Origin of the sequence: Hyphomicrobium sp., from assembly GCF_019753045.1 — a bacterium.
Classification (GTDB): domain Bacteria; phylum Pseudomonadota; class Alphaproteobacteria; order Rhizobiales; family Hyphomicrobiaceae; genus Hyphomicrobium_B.
Window position 1 is genome coordinate 21,850 of record NZ_JAIELN010000002.1, and the last position, 14,462, is coordinate 36,311.

Sequence of the window (14,462 nt, forward strand, 5' to 3'; positions counted from 1 at the left end):
GCTAGGCGCTATTCCATGGACAAAACGAAGTTCCGCACCGCGGGATAGATTTCAGTCTCCCACCGCTTGCCGTTGAACGTGCCGTAGTGCCCGACGTTGGCCTGCAGGTGGTGCCGCTTCAGATGCGGGCGAAGCGATTGACAGAGGTCATGCGCCGCCGCCGTTTGCCCGAGCGCGCAAATATCGTCCCGCCCGCCTTCGACCGTCAGCAACGCCGTCTTGTGGATCTTGGCGGGATCGACCTTCCGGCCGTGGTAGGTGAAATTCCCCGTGGCCAGATCGGCCCGCTGAAAAATCCGGTCGATCGTCTCGAGGTAGAATTCCTCGGTAAGATCGAGCACGGCGAAATATTCGTCGTAAAATGTCTTGATCTTCTCGGCTTCGGCAAGCTCGCCGTTCACGAGATGCTCGTAAAGCTTCTGATGCTGCGTGCGGTGACGGTCCATGTTCATCGCCAGAAAGCTGAACAGCTGAACGAACCCGGGATAGACCCGTCGACCGGCGCCCTTGTAGCGGCTCGGAACGCGCGCCGTAACGTGCGCCTTGAACCAGGTAATCGATTTCTCCATCGCCAGCTTGTTGACGGCGGTCGGGCTTTCGCGCGTGTCGATGGGGCCTGCCATCAGCGTCATCGAGCGCGGCGTGGCCGGATGCTTGTCTTCCGACATGATCGAGACGGCGACGAGTGCCTGCACGCATGGCTGACAAACGGCGAGGAGATGCGCGCCCGGACCGATCTCTTCGACGAAGCGGATGAGGTAGTCCACATACTCGTCGACACCGAACCGGCCGGCTTCGAGAGGCACGTCACGGGCATTGGCCCAGTCGGTAATGTAGACATCGTGATCGCGGAGCAGCGTCGCGCAGGTCTTGGCGAGCAGCGTCGCGAAATGCCCCGAAAGCGGTGCGACGACGAGGACTTTGGGCTGCGCGGCGTCGACGTCTTTCCGGAAATGCAAAAGGTTACCGAAGGGCAGGCTGAGCGCCACCTCCTCGACGACCGGAACGTCGCGGTTGCCGACGCGCACAGTTGAAATGCCGAAGTCGGGGCGCGAGTGGGTCAGTTGGAACCGAGAAATCATCTCGAATCCGGCCGTGAAATGCAGCTTCAGAGTATCGAAGGTCGGCGAAAGCCGGTGCTCCATCGCAGCCTTCGAATGCCGGGCGGCCTCCCGGAAAGGCGCCCAGAGGTCATCCTGAAACTGGTAGGCTTGGTAAAGCATCGCGTGAAAAGTCCCCCTCGCGCCGGTGTGAAAAACCGATGCGACTGAAAAACTTAGTGCATATTTCGCTGCGCTGCGAGAGGATTGTGGCCGCAGGTTAACAGCGTAAAGGAGTGAGTTCGTCGATGTCGAATGCAACGCTGACGATCTCGTCGAAGAATTACTCGTCCTGGTCGCTGCGCGGCTGGTTGCTTTGCCGCATGGCAGGGCTCGACTTCGATGAAGAGACGGTCGCGACGGACGATGTCGAGGCCCGGCAGGAGCTGTTGCTGCTCTCGCCGTCGGTTCGCAGCGTGCCACGGCTGACAAACGGCAACGTGACTGTATGGGACACCCTCGCCATCGCGGAATACATGGCGGAGATCGCGCCGAATGCGGGGCTGCTTCCCGCCGATCAGGCAGCGCGCGCCCATTGCCGCGCTGTGTCGGGCGAAATGCACTCCGGCTTCTATAACCTCCGTTCCGCGCTGCCGATGAACCTCAAGGCGCGCCACGCCTCCTTCAAGATTTTTTCGGGCGCGCGCCCGGATGTCGAGCGCATCAAAACCATTTGGACGGAGTGCCTGGAGAAGTACGGCGGCCCTTATCTCTTCGGGCCGAAGCCGACTGTCGCCGACGCGATGTACGCGCCGGTCTGCACCCGCTTTCGCACGTACGCGGTGCCGCTCGACCCAGCCCTGTCGGCCTATTGCGAAACCATCTTCCACTGGTCGCTGATGCAGGAGTGGACGCAAGGCGCCCTCATCGAACCGGACGAGATCGTCGAACTCGAAGTCGAGTTCTGAATCCTCTCATCTAATTGCCGACGATATTCCCCCTTATTAACACCTGCCTTTCGCGCTTGGGTTGAATAACCCCGAGGGAGGCGCATAGTTACGCGTAGTCTTCGCTGCGTGGGGGCGGTCGCACCGGCCGGATGCGCAGAAGTTGGGTTGACGGGGGAATATCGAAACATGTCGTCTCGTGCGGCGCGCGTGAACGCGCTTGTCTGAAGTCAGCATTCGCCGGGATCTCACCTATCGCCGCGATCTCGACGGCCTTAGGGGTATCGCAGTAGCAGCCGTCGTGGCCTATCACCTCGGCTTTCCGTTCACATCGGGCGGCTTCGTCGGCGTCGACGTTTTCTTCGTGCTATCCGGATTTCTGATCACGTCCATTATTGCTTCCGAACTGGAAGCGGGCACGTTCAGCATTGCGGGCTTCTACGATCGGCGCATCCGCAGGATCGTCCCGGCGCTCGTTTTCGTTTGCGCCGCGACGACCATCTTGGCGCTCGCGTTTCTCCTGCCAGAAGAATTGAAGCAGTTCGCGTCGAGCCTGGTCGCGACGGCGTTATCCGTCAGCAATGTCTGGTGTCTTTTACATTCGGGCTATTTCGATCAGGCAGCCGAAACGCAGCCCCTGTTCCACACCTGGAGCCTCGGCGTCGAAGAGCAGTTCTATATTATCTTCCCGCTTCTTTTGATGGCCGCCTTTAAACGGTGGAGAGGCCGGATCCGCACCGTCATCTGGCTGTTGTTTGCGGGCTCGTTGCTCTTGAGCGTGGTTCGTCTCGCCGACCATCCTCAAAGCACGTTCTTCCTGCTCCCCACACGTGCCTGGGAACTGCTGGCAGGAAGCATCGTCGCACTCGGGTTCATCCCAAAGCCCACATCCCGGCTGCTGCGCGATGCAGCCGCTGCGCTGGGGTTGCTCGCCATCGCGATTGCCGTTGTCGGCTACACGTCGAAAACACCATTTCCGGGATTGGCCGCGCTCCTTCCATGCATCGGAGCCGCCGTCGTTATTTGGGCAGGGCAGGGAGAGAACACGCCCGCGCGGTTGCTGAGGGCGAGGCCGCTCGTCGCGCTCGGGCTGATTTCCTACAGCCTCTATCTCTGGCATTGGCCGCTGATCGTGTTCGCAAACCTGCTGAACGTCGAGGCGCTCACCGAACTTCAGAAATTCGCCGTCGTAGGAACGTCGATCCTCTTGTCGGCGCTCACGTGGCGCTTCATCGAGCAGCCGTTCAGGCGGCGAGGTGCGGGCGGCATCACGCGGCCAGCCATACTTTGGAGCGGTAGCATTGGCCTGGGAAGCCTCGTTGCCGTCGCGCTCATTCTCATTTCATTGCAAGGCATCCCAACTCGCTTTTCGCAGCAGGTTCTCGATCTCGCCGCCGCGGAAAGCGACTCCAGTCCGTGGCGCACCAAATGCCATGCCGGGGTACTGGCGAAAGGCAATTACGACGACACATGCATTTTTGGCGAGGACGTTCCGCCGAAAACCATTGTCTATGCCGATAGCCACGGCGTCGAGTTCAGTGTCGTGCTCGGATCGCTCGCGAAATCGAGGAACGAAAGCGTTCGCCAAGTCACGGCCTCCGGATGTCCGCCCGTGGCTGATCTGCTGCCCAACGGCGAAGCGTGCGCGCGCTACAATAGGGACATGATCGCGAAGCTCGTCACGATCCCACCGGCGACGATCATCATCGCCGCGAATTCCCACGCGTGGACGAATGAGAGCCCTGAACAATATTGGAAGGGGCTGCGAAACTCACTTGGCGCATTGAGCGGTGCCGGACACCGGCTGATCCTGTTGGGTCCAATTCCGCATCTTCCCAACCACATGCCGGCCCCGGCGACTGTCGCCCGATGGACCAGCCGAGGCAACGATCCGGCAGACTTCAGATTCTCGCCGGACGAACGCTTCTCTGTCCTCGACGCGAACTTGCGAAGAATCGCCTCGGAGGTAAACGCAACCTATGTTCCGGTCGCGCCCGCACTTTGTAGCGACGGGCGCTGCAGCGCTTACCTCGAGGAAGCCGTGCTCTATTTCGACGACAACCATTTGTCCGTCAGGGGAGCCAACGTCTTGGCGAAGAAATTGCTCGCGCCGCTCCTCTGGCCAGAAAATCGATTGGCTGGCGCTCAATCAGAGCCGTGAAGCCGCGAAAGCCTCACGCCTCTTTCGCCAGCTCGCGCAGTTTGAATTTCTGGATCTTGCCGGTCGACGTCTTCGGGACTTCAGCGAAGACGATATGACGGGGAACCTTGTAACGCGCGAGACCCGCTCTGCACCATTCGAGAATCTCATCGACCGTCGCCGTCGCTCCCGGTCGAAGTTCGACGAAGGCGCAGGGCGTCTCGCCCCACTTTTCGTCAGGCTTCGCGACGACCGCACAGAATGCGACGGCGGGATGCTTGTAGAGCACTTCCTCGACCTCGATCGACGAGATGTTTTCGCCGCCCGAGATGATGATGTCCTTCGAGCGATCCTTGAGCTGAATGTAGCCGTCGGGATGCATGACGCCGAGGTCGCCCGAATGGAACCATCCGCCCGCGAACGCTTCGTCCGTGGCTTTCGGATTCTTGAGGTAGCCTTTCATCACGATGTTGCCGCGGAACATGACCTCGCCCAGCGTCTCGCCGTCCGCCGGAACTTTCTTCATCGTCTCGGCGTCGAGCACCGTCAGGTCTTCGAGCGCGACGTAGCGAATGCCCTGGCGGATGCGCTTGGCGCCACGTTCGAGCGGCGGCAGGGCGTCCCAAGACTCGTCCCATTCGTTGATCGTCGCCGGACCGTAAGTCTCCGTCAGCCCGTAAAGATGCGTCAGCTGGAAACCGGCCTCCGCCATTGCGGCCATGACCGACGCGGGCGGTGGCGCAGCGGCATGGTTGAACGCAACGACTTGTCCGATTTTCTGCTTCTCGTCGTCCGTTGCGTTGAGAAGCGTCGACATGACGATCGGCGCACCCGACAGGTGCGAAACGTTATGCCTGACGATGGAATCGTACATCGCCTTGGCGCGCACCCACCGGAGACAAACGTGCGTGCCTTGGAGCATCGTCACCGTCCAGGGGAAGCACCAGCCGTTGCAGTGGAACATCGGCAGCGTCCAGAGGTACACGGGAAAGCGCGTCATGCCGGTTGAAATGGTGTTCGCGTAGCACATCAGCGCCGCGCCGCGGTGATGATAGACAACGCCCTTCGGGTTGCCCGTCGTGCCGGATGTGTAATTGAGCGAGATCGCTTCCCACTCGTCGCGTGGCCACCGCCATTCGAAATTCGGATCGCCCTTGGCGACGAACGCTTCGTAATCCTCGGTCGATAGCGCTTCGCCCGTCTGCGGAAATTCCGGATCGTTGTAGTCGATGACGATCGGCTTCACGGTTGCGAGCTCGAGAGCCGCCTTTACGACAGACGAGAACTCACGGTCGGTAATCAGCACCTTCGTTCCGGCATGATCGAGCTGGAACGCGATGATCGCCGGGTCGAGCCGCGTGTTGATCGTGTGAAGAACGGCGCCCGTCATTGGTACGCCGTAGTGGGCTTCCAGCATCGGCGGCGTATTCGCCAACATCACGGATACGGTATCGCCGGTTCCGATGGAGCGCGTGGCGAGAGCCGATGCGAGCTGACGGCAGCGGGCGTAGAATTCCGCGTACGTCACACGCGCGTTGCCGTGAATGATGGCCGTGTGGTTCGGAGCGGCAAGCGCCGAACGGGAAAGGAATGACAGGGGCGTCAGCGGTTGAAAGTTTGCCGCGTTCTTATCGAGATGCTGCTCAAATGGGTTCGTCACGATTAGTGCCCCGGGTTCCTGCCTAGTTTCAAGCTCTCGTCTGGCGAAAGCATTTTTATGCGGCGACGCTAGCGAAACCAGATACAGCCGACAATGCCGGATTTGAGACCGCGACGATCTCCGCCGGTCAAGTTTGGAGCAGGCCGCCTCGACGGCCCGGGCCGAAATATCTGGATCCGCGGCCCGCCAGCGAGAGATCGAGCGGGAAGGCGGCCGCCCTCGATCCAATTCATGTCTCAGAAATTTAAGTTGATGTATAAAGCGTCATGCTTTAAGGTTTTTGCATGAGATTTCGCGGAAGGGTCAGCGCTTGATTACTGCCGCGCAAATGCGCGCTGCGCGTGCGCTCCTCGGTATCGATCAGCAGACGCTGGCGCATCGCGCCGGTGTTTCATTGCCTACGATCCAGCGCATGGAAGCAAGCGAAGGCAACGTTCGCGGCGTCGTCGATACGCTGACGAAGGTCGTTGCCGCTTTCGACGCGGCCGGCATCGAGCTGATCGGCGAGAATATGCCGAGCGTGGGTCAAGGACGCGGCGTGCGCTTCAGGGAACGCATTCCGCTCAGGACTTCAGCACCGGCCTTGGCGCAAGGGCGTAGGAAGAAGAGCCTGTTCACGCGCTCATAACGCTTTGACCACTGCGACGACGACCGCCGACGATTTGGCCGACGATCTCGCCGCTCCATAATGGGAACGGAGAATGGATACGTTGGCAAGACGCGAAGCGACTCGGTCCCGTCCGAGTCTTGCTGAACTGTTTACGCCAAAGCTCGTTACGGTTCTGCGAGAGGGCTATCGCTTAAGGGATTTGCGCGCCGATACGATCTCCGGCTTGACGGTCGCGATCGTGGCGCTTCCGCTGTCGATGGCAATTGCCATCGGCTCCGGTCTATCGCCGGAAAAGGGTCTGTTTACCGCAATCGTTGGCGGCTTCCTAATTTCGGCACTCGGAGGCAGCCGATACCAGATCGGCGGCCCGGCGGGAGCCTTTATCGTTCTGATCGCGACGATCGTCGAGCAACGAGGCTACGACGGCTTGGTTCTCGCGACGATGATGGCCGGCTTGATAATGATGGTTGCAGGGTCCCTGCGCCTCGGGACCTACATCAAATACATCCCATTCCCGGTGACGGTCGGATTCACTGCCGGCATAGCCGTGATTATCTTTGCAAGCCAGATCAAAGACCTGCTCGGCCTCGACATGGCGCATGAACCGGCGCAGCTTTTCCCGAAGCTTGCCGCGATCGCTTCGAACCTCGGAACATTCAAGCCAGCAACGATCACGATCTCTCTGCTCTCGATAGCGATTATCGTTGGGCTTCGCCGCATCAAGCCCAAATGGCCGGGAATGCTCATCGCAGTCGGCGTCACCACGACCGTCGCCTGGGCTTTGGGTTTGGACGTGACGACGATCGGCTCACGGTTCGGCGAAGTGCCGCGGATGCTGCCCGCGCCGCATTTGCCGGCCTTCGATCTAGCCAAGTTGCAGGCCGCATTGCCCGACGCGATATCGATCGCATTGCTTGGCTCCATCGAGAGCCTGCTTTCTGCCGTCGTCGCCGACGGTATGACCGGACGCAGGCATCGTTCGAACTGTGAGTTGGTGGCTCAAGGTGTCGCCAACGTCGCCGCTGTCACATTCGGCGGTATGTGCGTGACGGGTACGATCGCTCGGACAGCGACAAACGTCCGGGCAGGCGCGCATGGACCCGTCTCGGGTATCCTGCATGCGCTGTTCATCCTGCTCTTCATGCTGGTGGCGGCGCCACTCGCCGCATACATCCCGCTTGCGAGCCTCGGCGGTGTTCTCGCCGTGGTCGCCTGGAACATGGCCGAGAAGGAAGAATTCGCAACGCTTCTGAGATCGTCCTGGGGCGATGCGGCCGTTCTGCTGGCAACGTTCCTGCTGACGATCTTCGTCGACCTGACAACGGCGATCTCGGTCGGCGTTACGCTCGGGGCATTCCTCTTTCTGCATCGGATGGCAGAAGCGGTTGAAGTCGAGACCGGGCGAACCTTCGTCGCCGGCGACGTGGCGGATACGTCGGAATCGGAACAGCCTTCAGGTCAGCCCGCAGGTGCCGACAGTGACGTCATGGTCTACAGGATTTCAGGCGCATTCTTCTTCGGCGCGACAGCATCAGTCAGCGCGGTTCTCGACCGGATCGGTGCTCATCCGAAGGCGTTCATTCTCGACTTTGCGGACGTGCCGATCGTTGATAGCACCGCCGCCCGCACCCTCGAGACTTTCGCTAACAAGCTCAATCGGGGCGGCACAAAACTATACTTCACGTCCGCGACCAGGAGCGTTCGCCGGACGCTCCTAGCGGCGGGTTTGAGAAAGCCACTCGTGCAATATGCGGCTCGAATCGAGGACGCCGTCGCGATGAGTCGCGGAGAAAGACCGGACCGTCGCAACGTCGAGAATTACTCTTCGTCCTGATCCTTGTCCTTGGGCGTCATGCCCTTGAGCTTCGCGAGAACACGCGCCTGCTCTTGCTCGGGCGTTTCTTCGGCAGCCTCTTCTGGGCCCTTCGGCGCCAGGATCTCGGCGCGTGCGGTGGTTTCCGACGTCGGGAGCAGCGTTCCGGCCCTCTCCTCGTCGCCCGCCTCCTTGCGGTCGCCGCCCGCGCGGCGGGCCGCCTTCTTCACCTCGGCATCGAGGTCGACCTGCGAGCAGAGGCCGAGCGTCACCGGGTCCTGGGGCGTCAGCTGGGCAGAGTTCCAATGCGTCCTGTCACGGATCTGAGCGATCGTCGGCTTGGTCGTGCCGACAAGGCGCATGATTTGGCTGTCCTTGAGTTCCGGATGGTTGCGAAGAATCCACAGAACCGCGTTCGGCCGGTCGTGACGGCGAGAGACGGGCGTGTAGCGCGGACCTTTGCGCGTCTGCGGAAGCGGCGGCAGCTGCACCTTGCTTTCCGCGAGCTGCAGTTTGTATTTCCCGTCCTTCTCGGCCCGCGCGATCTCTTCGCGCGTCAGCTGCCCGTTTGTGACGGGGTCCATGCCTTTGATGCCCTGAGCCACCTCGCCATCGGCAATACCCTTGACCTCGAGCGGATGGAGACCACAGAACTCAGCGATCTGGTCAAATGAGAGCGCCGTGTTTTCCACCAGCCAAACGGCGGTGGCTTTCGGCATAAGGGGGCGGCGGTCGCTCATGGGTGTCCTCTTTCGGTCTTTCGCCGGGGGTCAGCGAAAGCGAGTAAAACGGTAAATAAAGGGAATAGCCCTGTATAACGCTTCAGGAGGCGGTCACGCAAGGCTCAAAGCCACGGCAACTGCAACAAGGCCGCAGCCAGATCGGCAGCGCCGCGGTTGCGGCCTGTGTTTATGACGGGTTAATGTCCCCGAAAAAAGCCCGTTCGTGGATCGGGCCATAACGTGCAGGGACGCTTGATGCTCGCAACCGCCGGCCGGACCAAATATTTCGAGGACTTAGAAGTCGGGCAGGAAGCCTCGATGTCGAGGATCGTGGGCGAGGCGGATATCGTCGCCTACGCAGCCCTGTCGGGTGACTACAACCCCGTACATCTCGACGCCGAGTACGCCGCCAAGACGATCTTCAAGGAGCGTATCGCCCACGGCATTCTTTCCGCTGGCTACATCTCGGCCATCTTCGGAATGAAACTTCCGGGTCCCGGCGCAATTTACGTCTCTCAGTCGCTGTTCTTCAAAGGCCCGGTCAAGATCGACGATCGCGTCGAAACCCTCGTCAGGCTCGTCGAGCTGATACCCGACAAGAAGCGGGCACGGTTCGAGTGCCTCTGCACTGTCGCCGGCAAACCCGTCTTGACGGGCGAAGCGGTGTTGATGGTTCCCCCCCGCCCGCGATAATCGAAGATACGTTCGCAGATCTCGGAGACCGGCGAAGCCGCGCCAGACATGCACGTCATTCATGGTCACAAGCATGTTTTGCCGGAGTTTCGGGGCTCCGCCATCGCCATCGGAAATTTCGATGGCGTTCATCGCGGACATCGCGCGCTGATCACCGAGGCCCAGACGCAAGCGCGGAAAGCCAAGGCGCCATCATCGGTGATGATCTTCGAACCGCATCCACGCGAGTTCTTTCAGCCGAACGAGGCGCACTTCCGTCTGACCCCGTTGAAACGGAAGCTCGTCCTCCTCGAGATGCTTGGCGTCGACATTGCCGTCGTTGAGCCATTCAACGCCGAGCTCGCAGCGCTGACCGCCGAACATTTCATCGAGCGTGTGCTCGTCGCGGGGCTTGGCGTCGCCCACGTCGTCATCGGCTACGATTTCTATTTCGGCCATAATCGCGGCGGCAACCCCGAGCTGATGGTTCGCGCCGGAGAAGAACTTGGTTTTGGAGTGACCGTCATGCCCCCGATAGCGGAAGCAGGCGAACCGTTTTCATCATCCGCGGTAAGGCTCTATCTCGCCCAGGGCGATGTGAAGGGTGCAGCCCACGTGCTCGGCTCCCACTGGCGCGTCGCGGGCCGGGTGGTCGGCGGCGCCAAACGCGGAACGGACATGGGCTATCCGACCGCCAACCTGCCGATGCCGAAGGGCACGACACTCGGCCACGGCATATACGCGGTCCGGGCGTATTTCGACGGCGTGCCCCACGATGCGGCGGCCTATCTTGGTACGCGCCCGACATTCGATGACGGCATGCCCGTCCTCGAAGTTTACTTGTTCGAATTCAGCGGCGACCTTTACGGCCGCGAAATGGAGGTCGAATTCATCGACTTCATTCGCGGCGACCGCAAATTCCGCTCGGTCGAGGAACTCGTTGCGCAGATGGACGAAGATATCGCCAAGGTGCAGGCGGTCTTGGCGAAGGCCTGATATCCGTCATCCACGGATGGGCCGCGGGCCGGAACCGAATATTCAGCCGCCGGCGCAACTTACGCCGGGATACCCGTACGAAAAAGGCCGGTAACCCACCGCCTTTGCTAAGCCGCAGCGCAGTTGCTAGAACCCGCGCTGATTTCCTTTGGAATTGAAAGTTTACCCGATGTCGAAAGACGCAAAGGCCGCCGGCAAGGCAGGCGCTGCAACCCAAGCTCCGGCGGCCGAGGGCGGCCGCGACTGGAGCAAGACGCTGTTCCTGCCCGCGACCGAATTCCCGATGCGCGCCGGTTTGCCCGAATTGGAGCCGAAGCTCCTGAAGCGCTGGGACGAGATCGGCCTCTATGAAAAGCTCCGATCGCAGTCAAAGGGCCGCGTGAAGTTCACGCTGCACGATGGGCCGCCCTACGCCAACGGCAACATCCACATCGGCCACGCGCTCAACAAGATCCTGAAGGACCTGGTCGTCAAATCCCAGCAGATGCTCGGCCACGATTCCAACTACGTGCCGGGCTGGGATTGTCACGGCCTTCCGATCGAATGGAAAATCGAGGAGCAGTATCGCGCCAAGGGCAAGGAGAAGCCGAACTTCTCCGATCCCGTCGCGATCAATGCCTTCCGCGATGAATGCCGTAAGTTTGCCGCTCACTGGCTGAACATTCAGCGTGATGAGTTCAAGCGCCTCGGCGTCATCGGCGACTGGGAGCGTCCCTATTCGACGATGGACTACCGCGCCGAAAGCATCATCGCCCGCGAACTGATGAAGTTCGCTGCGTCCGGCCAGCTCTATCGCGGTTCGAAGCCCGTGATGTGGAGCGTCGTCGAAAAGACCGCGCTCGCCGAAGCCGAGGTCGAATACCAGGACTATCAGTCCGATATGATCTGGGTGAAGTTCCCCGCGAAGCCGCGGCCCGTTAGCGAAGAGCCCGCTGAAAAGGACATCCCGCCGGAGATCCATCCCGAGCAGACGCCTGAAGACCTCGACGGTGCTTCCGTCGTCATCTGGACGACGACTCCCTGGACGATCCCGGGGAACCGCGCGATCAGCTTCTCGTCGCGCATCGAGTATGGCCTCTACGAGGTCACGGAAGCGCCCGAAAACAATTGGGCGAAGAAGGGCGATCGCTACATCCTCGCCGACAAGCTCGCAGCCGACGTTATGAAGGCGGCGAAGGTCGAAGCCTATGAGAGACGTGAAGCAGTCTCCAATTTCGAGCTTAGCCATCTCGTCTGCGAGCATCCGCTGCGCGATCTCGGATACACATTCGACGTGCCGCTGCTCGACGGCGATCACGTGACCGACGATACAGGTACGGGCTTCGTCCACACTGCGCCCGGCCACGGCGCCGACGACTACGTCATCTGGATCAAGAACCAGAAAGCGCTGCGCAATCGCGACATCGACACGACCGTGCCGTTCACCGTCGACGCCGACGGCGTCATGACGAAGGCAGCGCCCGGCTTCGAAGGCAAGCGCGTGCTGAAGGAGAACGGCGACAAAGGCGACGCCAACGACGCCGTCATCAAAGCGCTGGCGGAAGCCGGCAACATCATCGCGCGCGGCCGCCTGAAGCATCAGTATCCGCACTCGTGGCGTTCGAAGAAGCCGGTCATCTTCCGGAACACGCCGCAGTGGTTCATCGCGATGGATAAACCGCTCGCGTCGGGCGGCCGGCTCTCCGAAGAAGAGTCGCCCGACGCAATCAAGAGAGGCCATAATTCGCCGACACTCCGCCAGATCGCGCTCGATGAAATCAAGCGCGTCGCGTGGGTGCCGGAAGCGGGCGAGAACCGAATCAACGGCATGATCGAGAACCGGCCCGATTGGGTCGTATCGCGGCAGCGCGCCTGGGGCGTGCCGATCACCGTCTTCCGCAATATCGAAACCGATCAGGTCATCCCCGGCCCAGACTTTGAAAAGTCCGATGAGCTGATCGCGCGCATCCAAAAGGCGTTTGCCGAAAAGGGAGCCGACGTCTGGTTCGAGGAGGGCGCGAAGGAACGCTTCCTCAAAGGCTTTGTCCCTGCCAAAGACCTGAAGAAGTGGGAGCAGGTCAAAGACGTGCTCGACGTCTGGTTCGATTCAGGTTCGACGCACGCCTTCACGCTGGAAGACCCGACGGCCTTCCCGGGCTTCAAAGGCCTGAAGCGCAAACGCGACGGCGGCCAGGACCGGGTCATGTACCTCGAAGGTTCCGATCAGCATCGCGGCTGGTTCCACTCGTCGCTTCTCGAGAGCTGCGGCACGCGCGGAGAAGCGCCCTACGACATCGTCGTGACTCACGGCTTCGTCCTCGACGAGAAGGGACAGAAGATGTCGAAGTCGCTCGGCAACGTCGTTGCGCCGCAAGACGTGATGGCGAAGTCCGGCGCTGACATACTGCGGCTCTGGGTTGCGGCTTCCGATTATTCCGATGATCTCCGCATCGGCGGTGAAATCCTGAAGACGTTCTCCGAGACGTACCGCAAGCTGAGGAACACGCTGCGGTGGATGCTCGGCGCGCTCGCGCATTTCGATGGCGACACTCAATCCCCGAAGAGCATGCCCGAGCTCGAGCGCCTGATGCTGCACCGTCTTGCCGAACTCGATCACGAGATCCGCAAAGCCTACGAGCATTACGACTATCGCAAGATCGTCGGTCTGCTGTCGCAGTTCATGAACACCGAGCTGTCGGCGTTCTATTTCGATGTTCGCAAGGACACGCTCTACTGTGAGCCGCCCTCGAGCCCCAAGCGCAAGTCGGCGCTGACCGTCATCGACATAATGTGTGACGCCCTGATCAAATGGCTCGCGCCGATCCTCTCGTTTACCAGCGAGGAAGCGTGGTTGCAGTATCGGCCGGAGGGCACTGCAAGCGTGCACCTGCTGCCCTTCCCGAAGATCCCGCGCGAATGGCGCGACGATAATCTCGCGGCGAAGTGGGATCGGGTGCGCGAAGTCAGAAGCGTCGTAACGGGCGCACTCGAAATCGCACGCGCGGAAAAGAAAATCGGCTCGTCTCTCGAAGCGGCGCCTGAAGTCTACGTCACCGATCCCGATCTGATGTCGGGTCTCGACGGTGTCGACATGGCGGAAGTCTGCATCACGTCGGATATCGCGATCTCCGACAAACCAGCGCCGGAAGGCGCGTTCACGCTTCCGAACGAGCCGGGCGTCGGGGTCGTCGTTAAACTCGCGGAAGGTAAGAAGTGCGCGCGGTCGTGGCGCATCACCAAGGACGTCGGCTCGGATCCCGACTATCCCGAGCTGTCGGCTCGCGATGCGGCGGCAATGCGTGAAATAGATTCCGGAGCGACGGCATGAGCGAGTTGGCTGAAACGCGACGCCTCATCTGGAGCAGATGGGCAGCGCTCGCGCTCACCATCGCGCTCGCGACGATCGCCGTCGACCAGGCGCACAAGTTCTGGATGCTGGATGTCTACGGCATCGAGGCGAAGGGCCGCGTCGTGGTCACGCCCTTTCTCGATTTGGTCTTCGTGAAGAACATCGGCGTCAGCTATTCGCTGTTCAATCAGGAAAGCCGCGAGGGCCAATATCTATTGGTCGCCTTCGCGATCGTGGCGAGCGCCGGTCTCTGGTTGTGGCTCAACTGGTCGCAGGGAAGCCGGCTCATGGCGATCAGCCTGGGCCTGATCATCGGCGGCGCCATCGGCAACGCGATTGACCGGCTACGGATTGGGGGCGTCGCCGATTTCTTCTCGCTCCACGCTTACGGCTTCCATTGGTACGTCTTCAACATTGCCGATGTGGCCATCGTTGCTGGCGTCATTGGCCTGTTGTATGAGTCTTTGAGGGGCGAGTCGCATTAGCGCCGTAAAGTCGGCTTATCCGGGCTCGGGGGCGTGTCGGTTAATGGCA

General features: G+C 60.9%; 11 protein-coding genes. 8 read left to right on the plus strand and 3 right to left on the minus strand.

Annotation, left to right across the window (positions count from 1 at the left end; genetic code table 11):
* Positions 1–8: 8 nt before the first annotated feature.
* The gene (gene phaZ, locus K2Q04_RS00660) at positions 9–1,223 is read right to left on the minus strand and encodes a polyhydroxyalkanoate depolymerase (protein WP_291157908.1); all 1,215 of its coding nucleotides are present in this window, start codon (positions 1,221–1,223) and stop codon (positions 9–11) included.
* Between the two features lie 125 nt (positions 1,224–1,348).
* Here phaZ and K2Q04_RS00665 point away from each other — a divergent pair, with 125 nt between their 5' ends.
* Together K2Q04_RS00665 and K2Q04_RS00670 are read left to right on the plus strand one after the other, a co-directional pair.
* Positions 1,349–2,008, plus strand: coding sequence for a glutathione S-transferase family protein (locus K2Q04_RS00665; RefSeq protein WP_092868233.1), 660 nt, complete (start codon positions 1,349–1,351; stop codon positions 2,006–2,008).
* Positions 2,009–2,207: 199 nt separating this feature from the next.
* Positions 2,208–4,148, plus strand: coding sequence for an acyltransferase family protein (locus K2Q04_RS00670; RefSeq protein ID WP_291157912.1), 1,941 nt, complete (start codon positions 2,208–2,210; stop codon positions 4,146–4,148).
* Between the two features lie 13 nt (positions 4,149–4,161).
* Here K2Q04_RS00670 and K2Q04_RS00675 read toward each other — a convergent pair whose 3' ends face one another.
* Positions 4,162–5,787, minus strand: a complete 1,626-nt coding sequence (locus K2Q04_RS00675; protein ID WP_291157914.1) for an acyl-CoA synthetase — start codon at positions 5,785–5,787, stop codon at positions 4,162–4,164.
* 310 nt (positions 5,788–6,097) lie between these two features.
* On the opposite strand from K2Q04_RS00675, the gene K2Q04_RS00680 reads away from it, so the two are divergent.
* Both K2Q04_RS00680 and K2Q04_RS00685 read left to right on the plus strand, forming a co-directional pair.
* Complete coding sequence (locus K2Q04_RS00680) at positions 6,098–6,415, plus strand: helix-turn-helix domain-containing protein (RefSeq protein ID WP_291157917.1); 318 nt, start codon at positions 6,098–6,100, stop codon at positions 6,413–6,415.
* A 73-nt stretch (positions 6,416–6,488) separates the two neighbouring features.
* Positions 6,489–8,231 carry a SulP family inorganic anion transporter gene (locus K2Q04_RS00685; protein ID WP_291157919.1) on the plus strand — a complete coding sequence of 581 codons (1,743 nt, stop codon included), beginning with the start codon at positions 6,489–6,491 and terminating at the stop codon, positions 8,229–8,231.
* On the opposite strand, the gene K2Q04_RS00690 is transcribed toward K2Q04_RS00685, so the two are convergent.
* Complete coding sequence (locus K2Q04_RS00690; protein ID WP_291157921.1) at positions 8,216–8,950, minus strand: cell cycle transcriptional regulator TrcR; 735 nt, start codon at positions 8,948–8,950, stop codon at positions 8,216–8,218. The genes K2Q04_RS00685 and K2Q04_RS00690 overlap by 16 nt on opposite strands.
* A 237-nt stretch (positions 8,951–9,187) precedes the next feature.
* Between K2Q04_RS00690 and K2Q04_RS00695 the strand changes: the two genes are divergently transcribed.
* The 4 genes from K2Q04_RS00695 to lspA all read left to right on the plus strand — a co-directional run bounded on the left by K2Q04_RS00695 (position 9,188) and on the right by lspA (position 14,413).
* A complete protein-coding gene (locus K2Q04_RS00695; protein ID WP_291157923.1) occupies positions 9,188–9,625 on the plus strand; it encodes a MaoC family dehydratase in 438 nt (145 codons plus the stop codon).
* 48 nt (positions 9,626–9,673) lie between these two features.
* Positions 9,674–10,600: a bifunctional riboflavin kinase/FAD synthetase gene (locus tag K2Q04_RS00700; protein WP_291157925.1), complete on the plus strand. Its 927-nt coding sequence runs from the start codon at positions 9,674–9,676 to the stop codon at positions 10,598–10,600.
* Between the two features lie 169 nt (positions 10,601–10,769).
* Positions 10,770–13,907, plus strand: a complete 3,138-nt coding sequence (gene ileS, locus K2Q04_RS00705; RefSeq protein WP_291157927.1) for an isoleucine--tRNA ligase — start codon at positions 10,770–10,772, stop codon at positions 13,905–13,907.
* The gene (gene lspA, locus K2Q04_RS00710) at positions 13,904–14,413 is read left to right on the plus strand and encodes a signal peptidase II (protein ID WP_291157929.1); all 510 of its coding nucleotides are present in this window, start codon (positions 13,904–13,906) and stop codon (positions 14,411–14,413) included. Before ileS ends, lspA begins: the two co-directional genes overlap by 4 nt.
* Positions 14,414–14,462: the final 49 nt, after the last annotated feature.

What these genes read in the sequence shown, in the direction of transcription:
- phaZ (WP_291157908.1), bottom strand. Translation starts at nt 1,223, where the DNA reads ATGCTTTACCAAGCCTACCAGTTTCAGGATGACCTCTGGGCGCCTTTC.
- K2Q04_RS00665 (WP_092868233.1), top strand. Translation starts at nt 1,349, where the DNA reads ATGTCGAATGCAACGCTGACGATCTCGTCGAAGAATTACTCGTCCTGG.
- K2Q04_RS00685 (WP_291157919.1), top strand. Translation starts at nt 6,489, where the DNA reads ATGGATACGTTGGCAAGACGCGAAGCGACTCGGTCCCGTCCGAGTCTT.
- K2Q04_RS00690 (WP_291157921.1), bottom strand. Translation starts at nt 8,950, where the DNA reads ATGAGCGACCGCCGCCCCCTTATGCCGAAAGCCACCGCCGTTTGGCTG.
- K2Q04_RS00695 (WP_291157923.1), top strand. Translation starts at nt 9,188, where the DNA reads ATGCTCGCAACCGCCGGCCGGACCAAATATTTCGAGGACTTAGAAGTC.
- K2Q04_RS00700 (WP_291157925.1), top strand. Translation starts at nt 9,674, where the DNA reads ATGCACGTCATTCATGGTCACAAGCATGTTTTGCCGGAGTTTCGGGGC.
- ileS (WP_291157927.1), top strand. Translation starts at nt 10,770, where the DNA reads ATGTCGAAAGACGCAAAGGCCGCCGGCAAGGCAGGCGCTGCAACCCAA.
- lspA (WP_291157929.1), top strand. Translation starts at nt 13,904, where the DNA reads ATGAGCGAGTTGGCTGAAACGCGACGCCTCATCTGGAGCAGATGGGCA.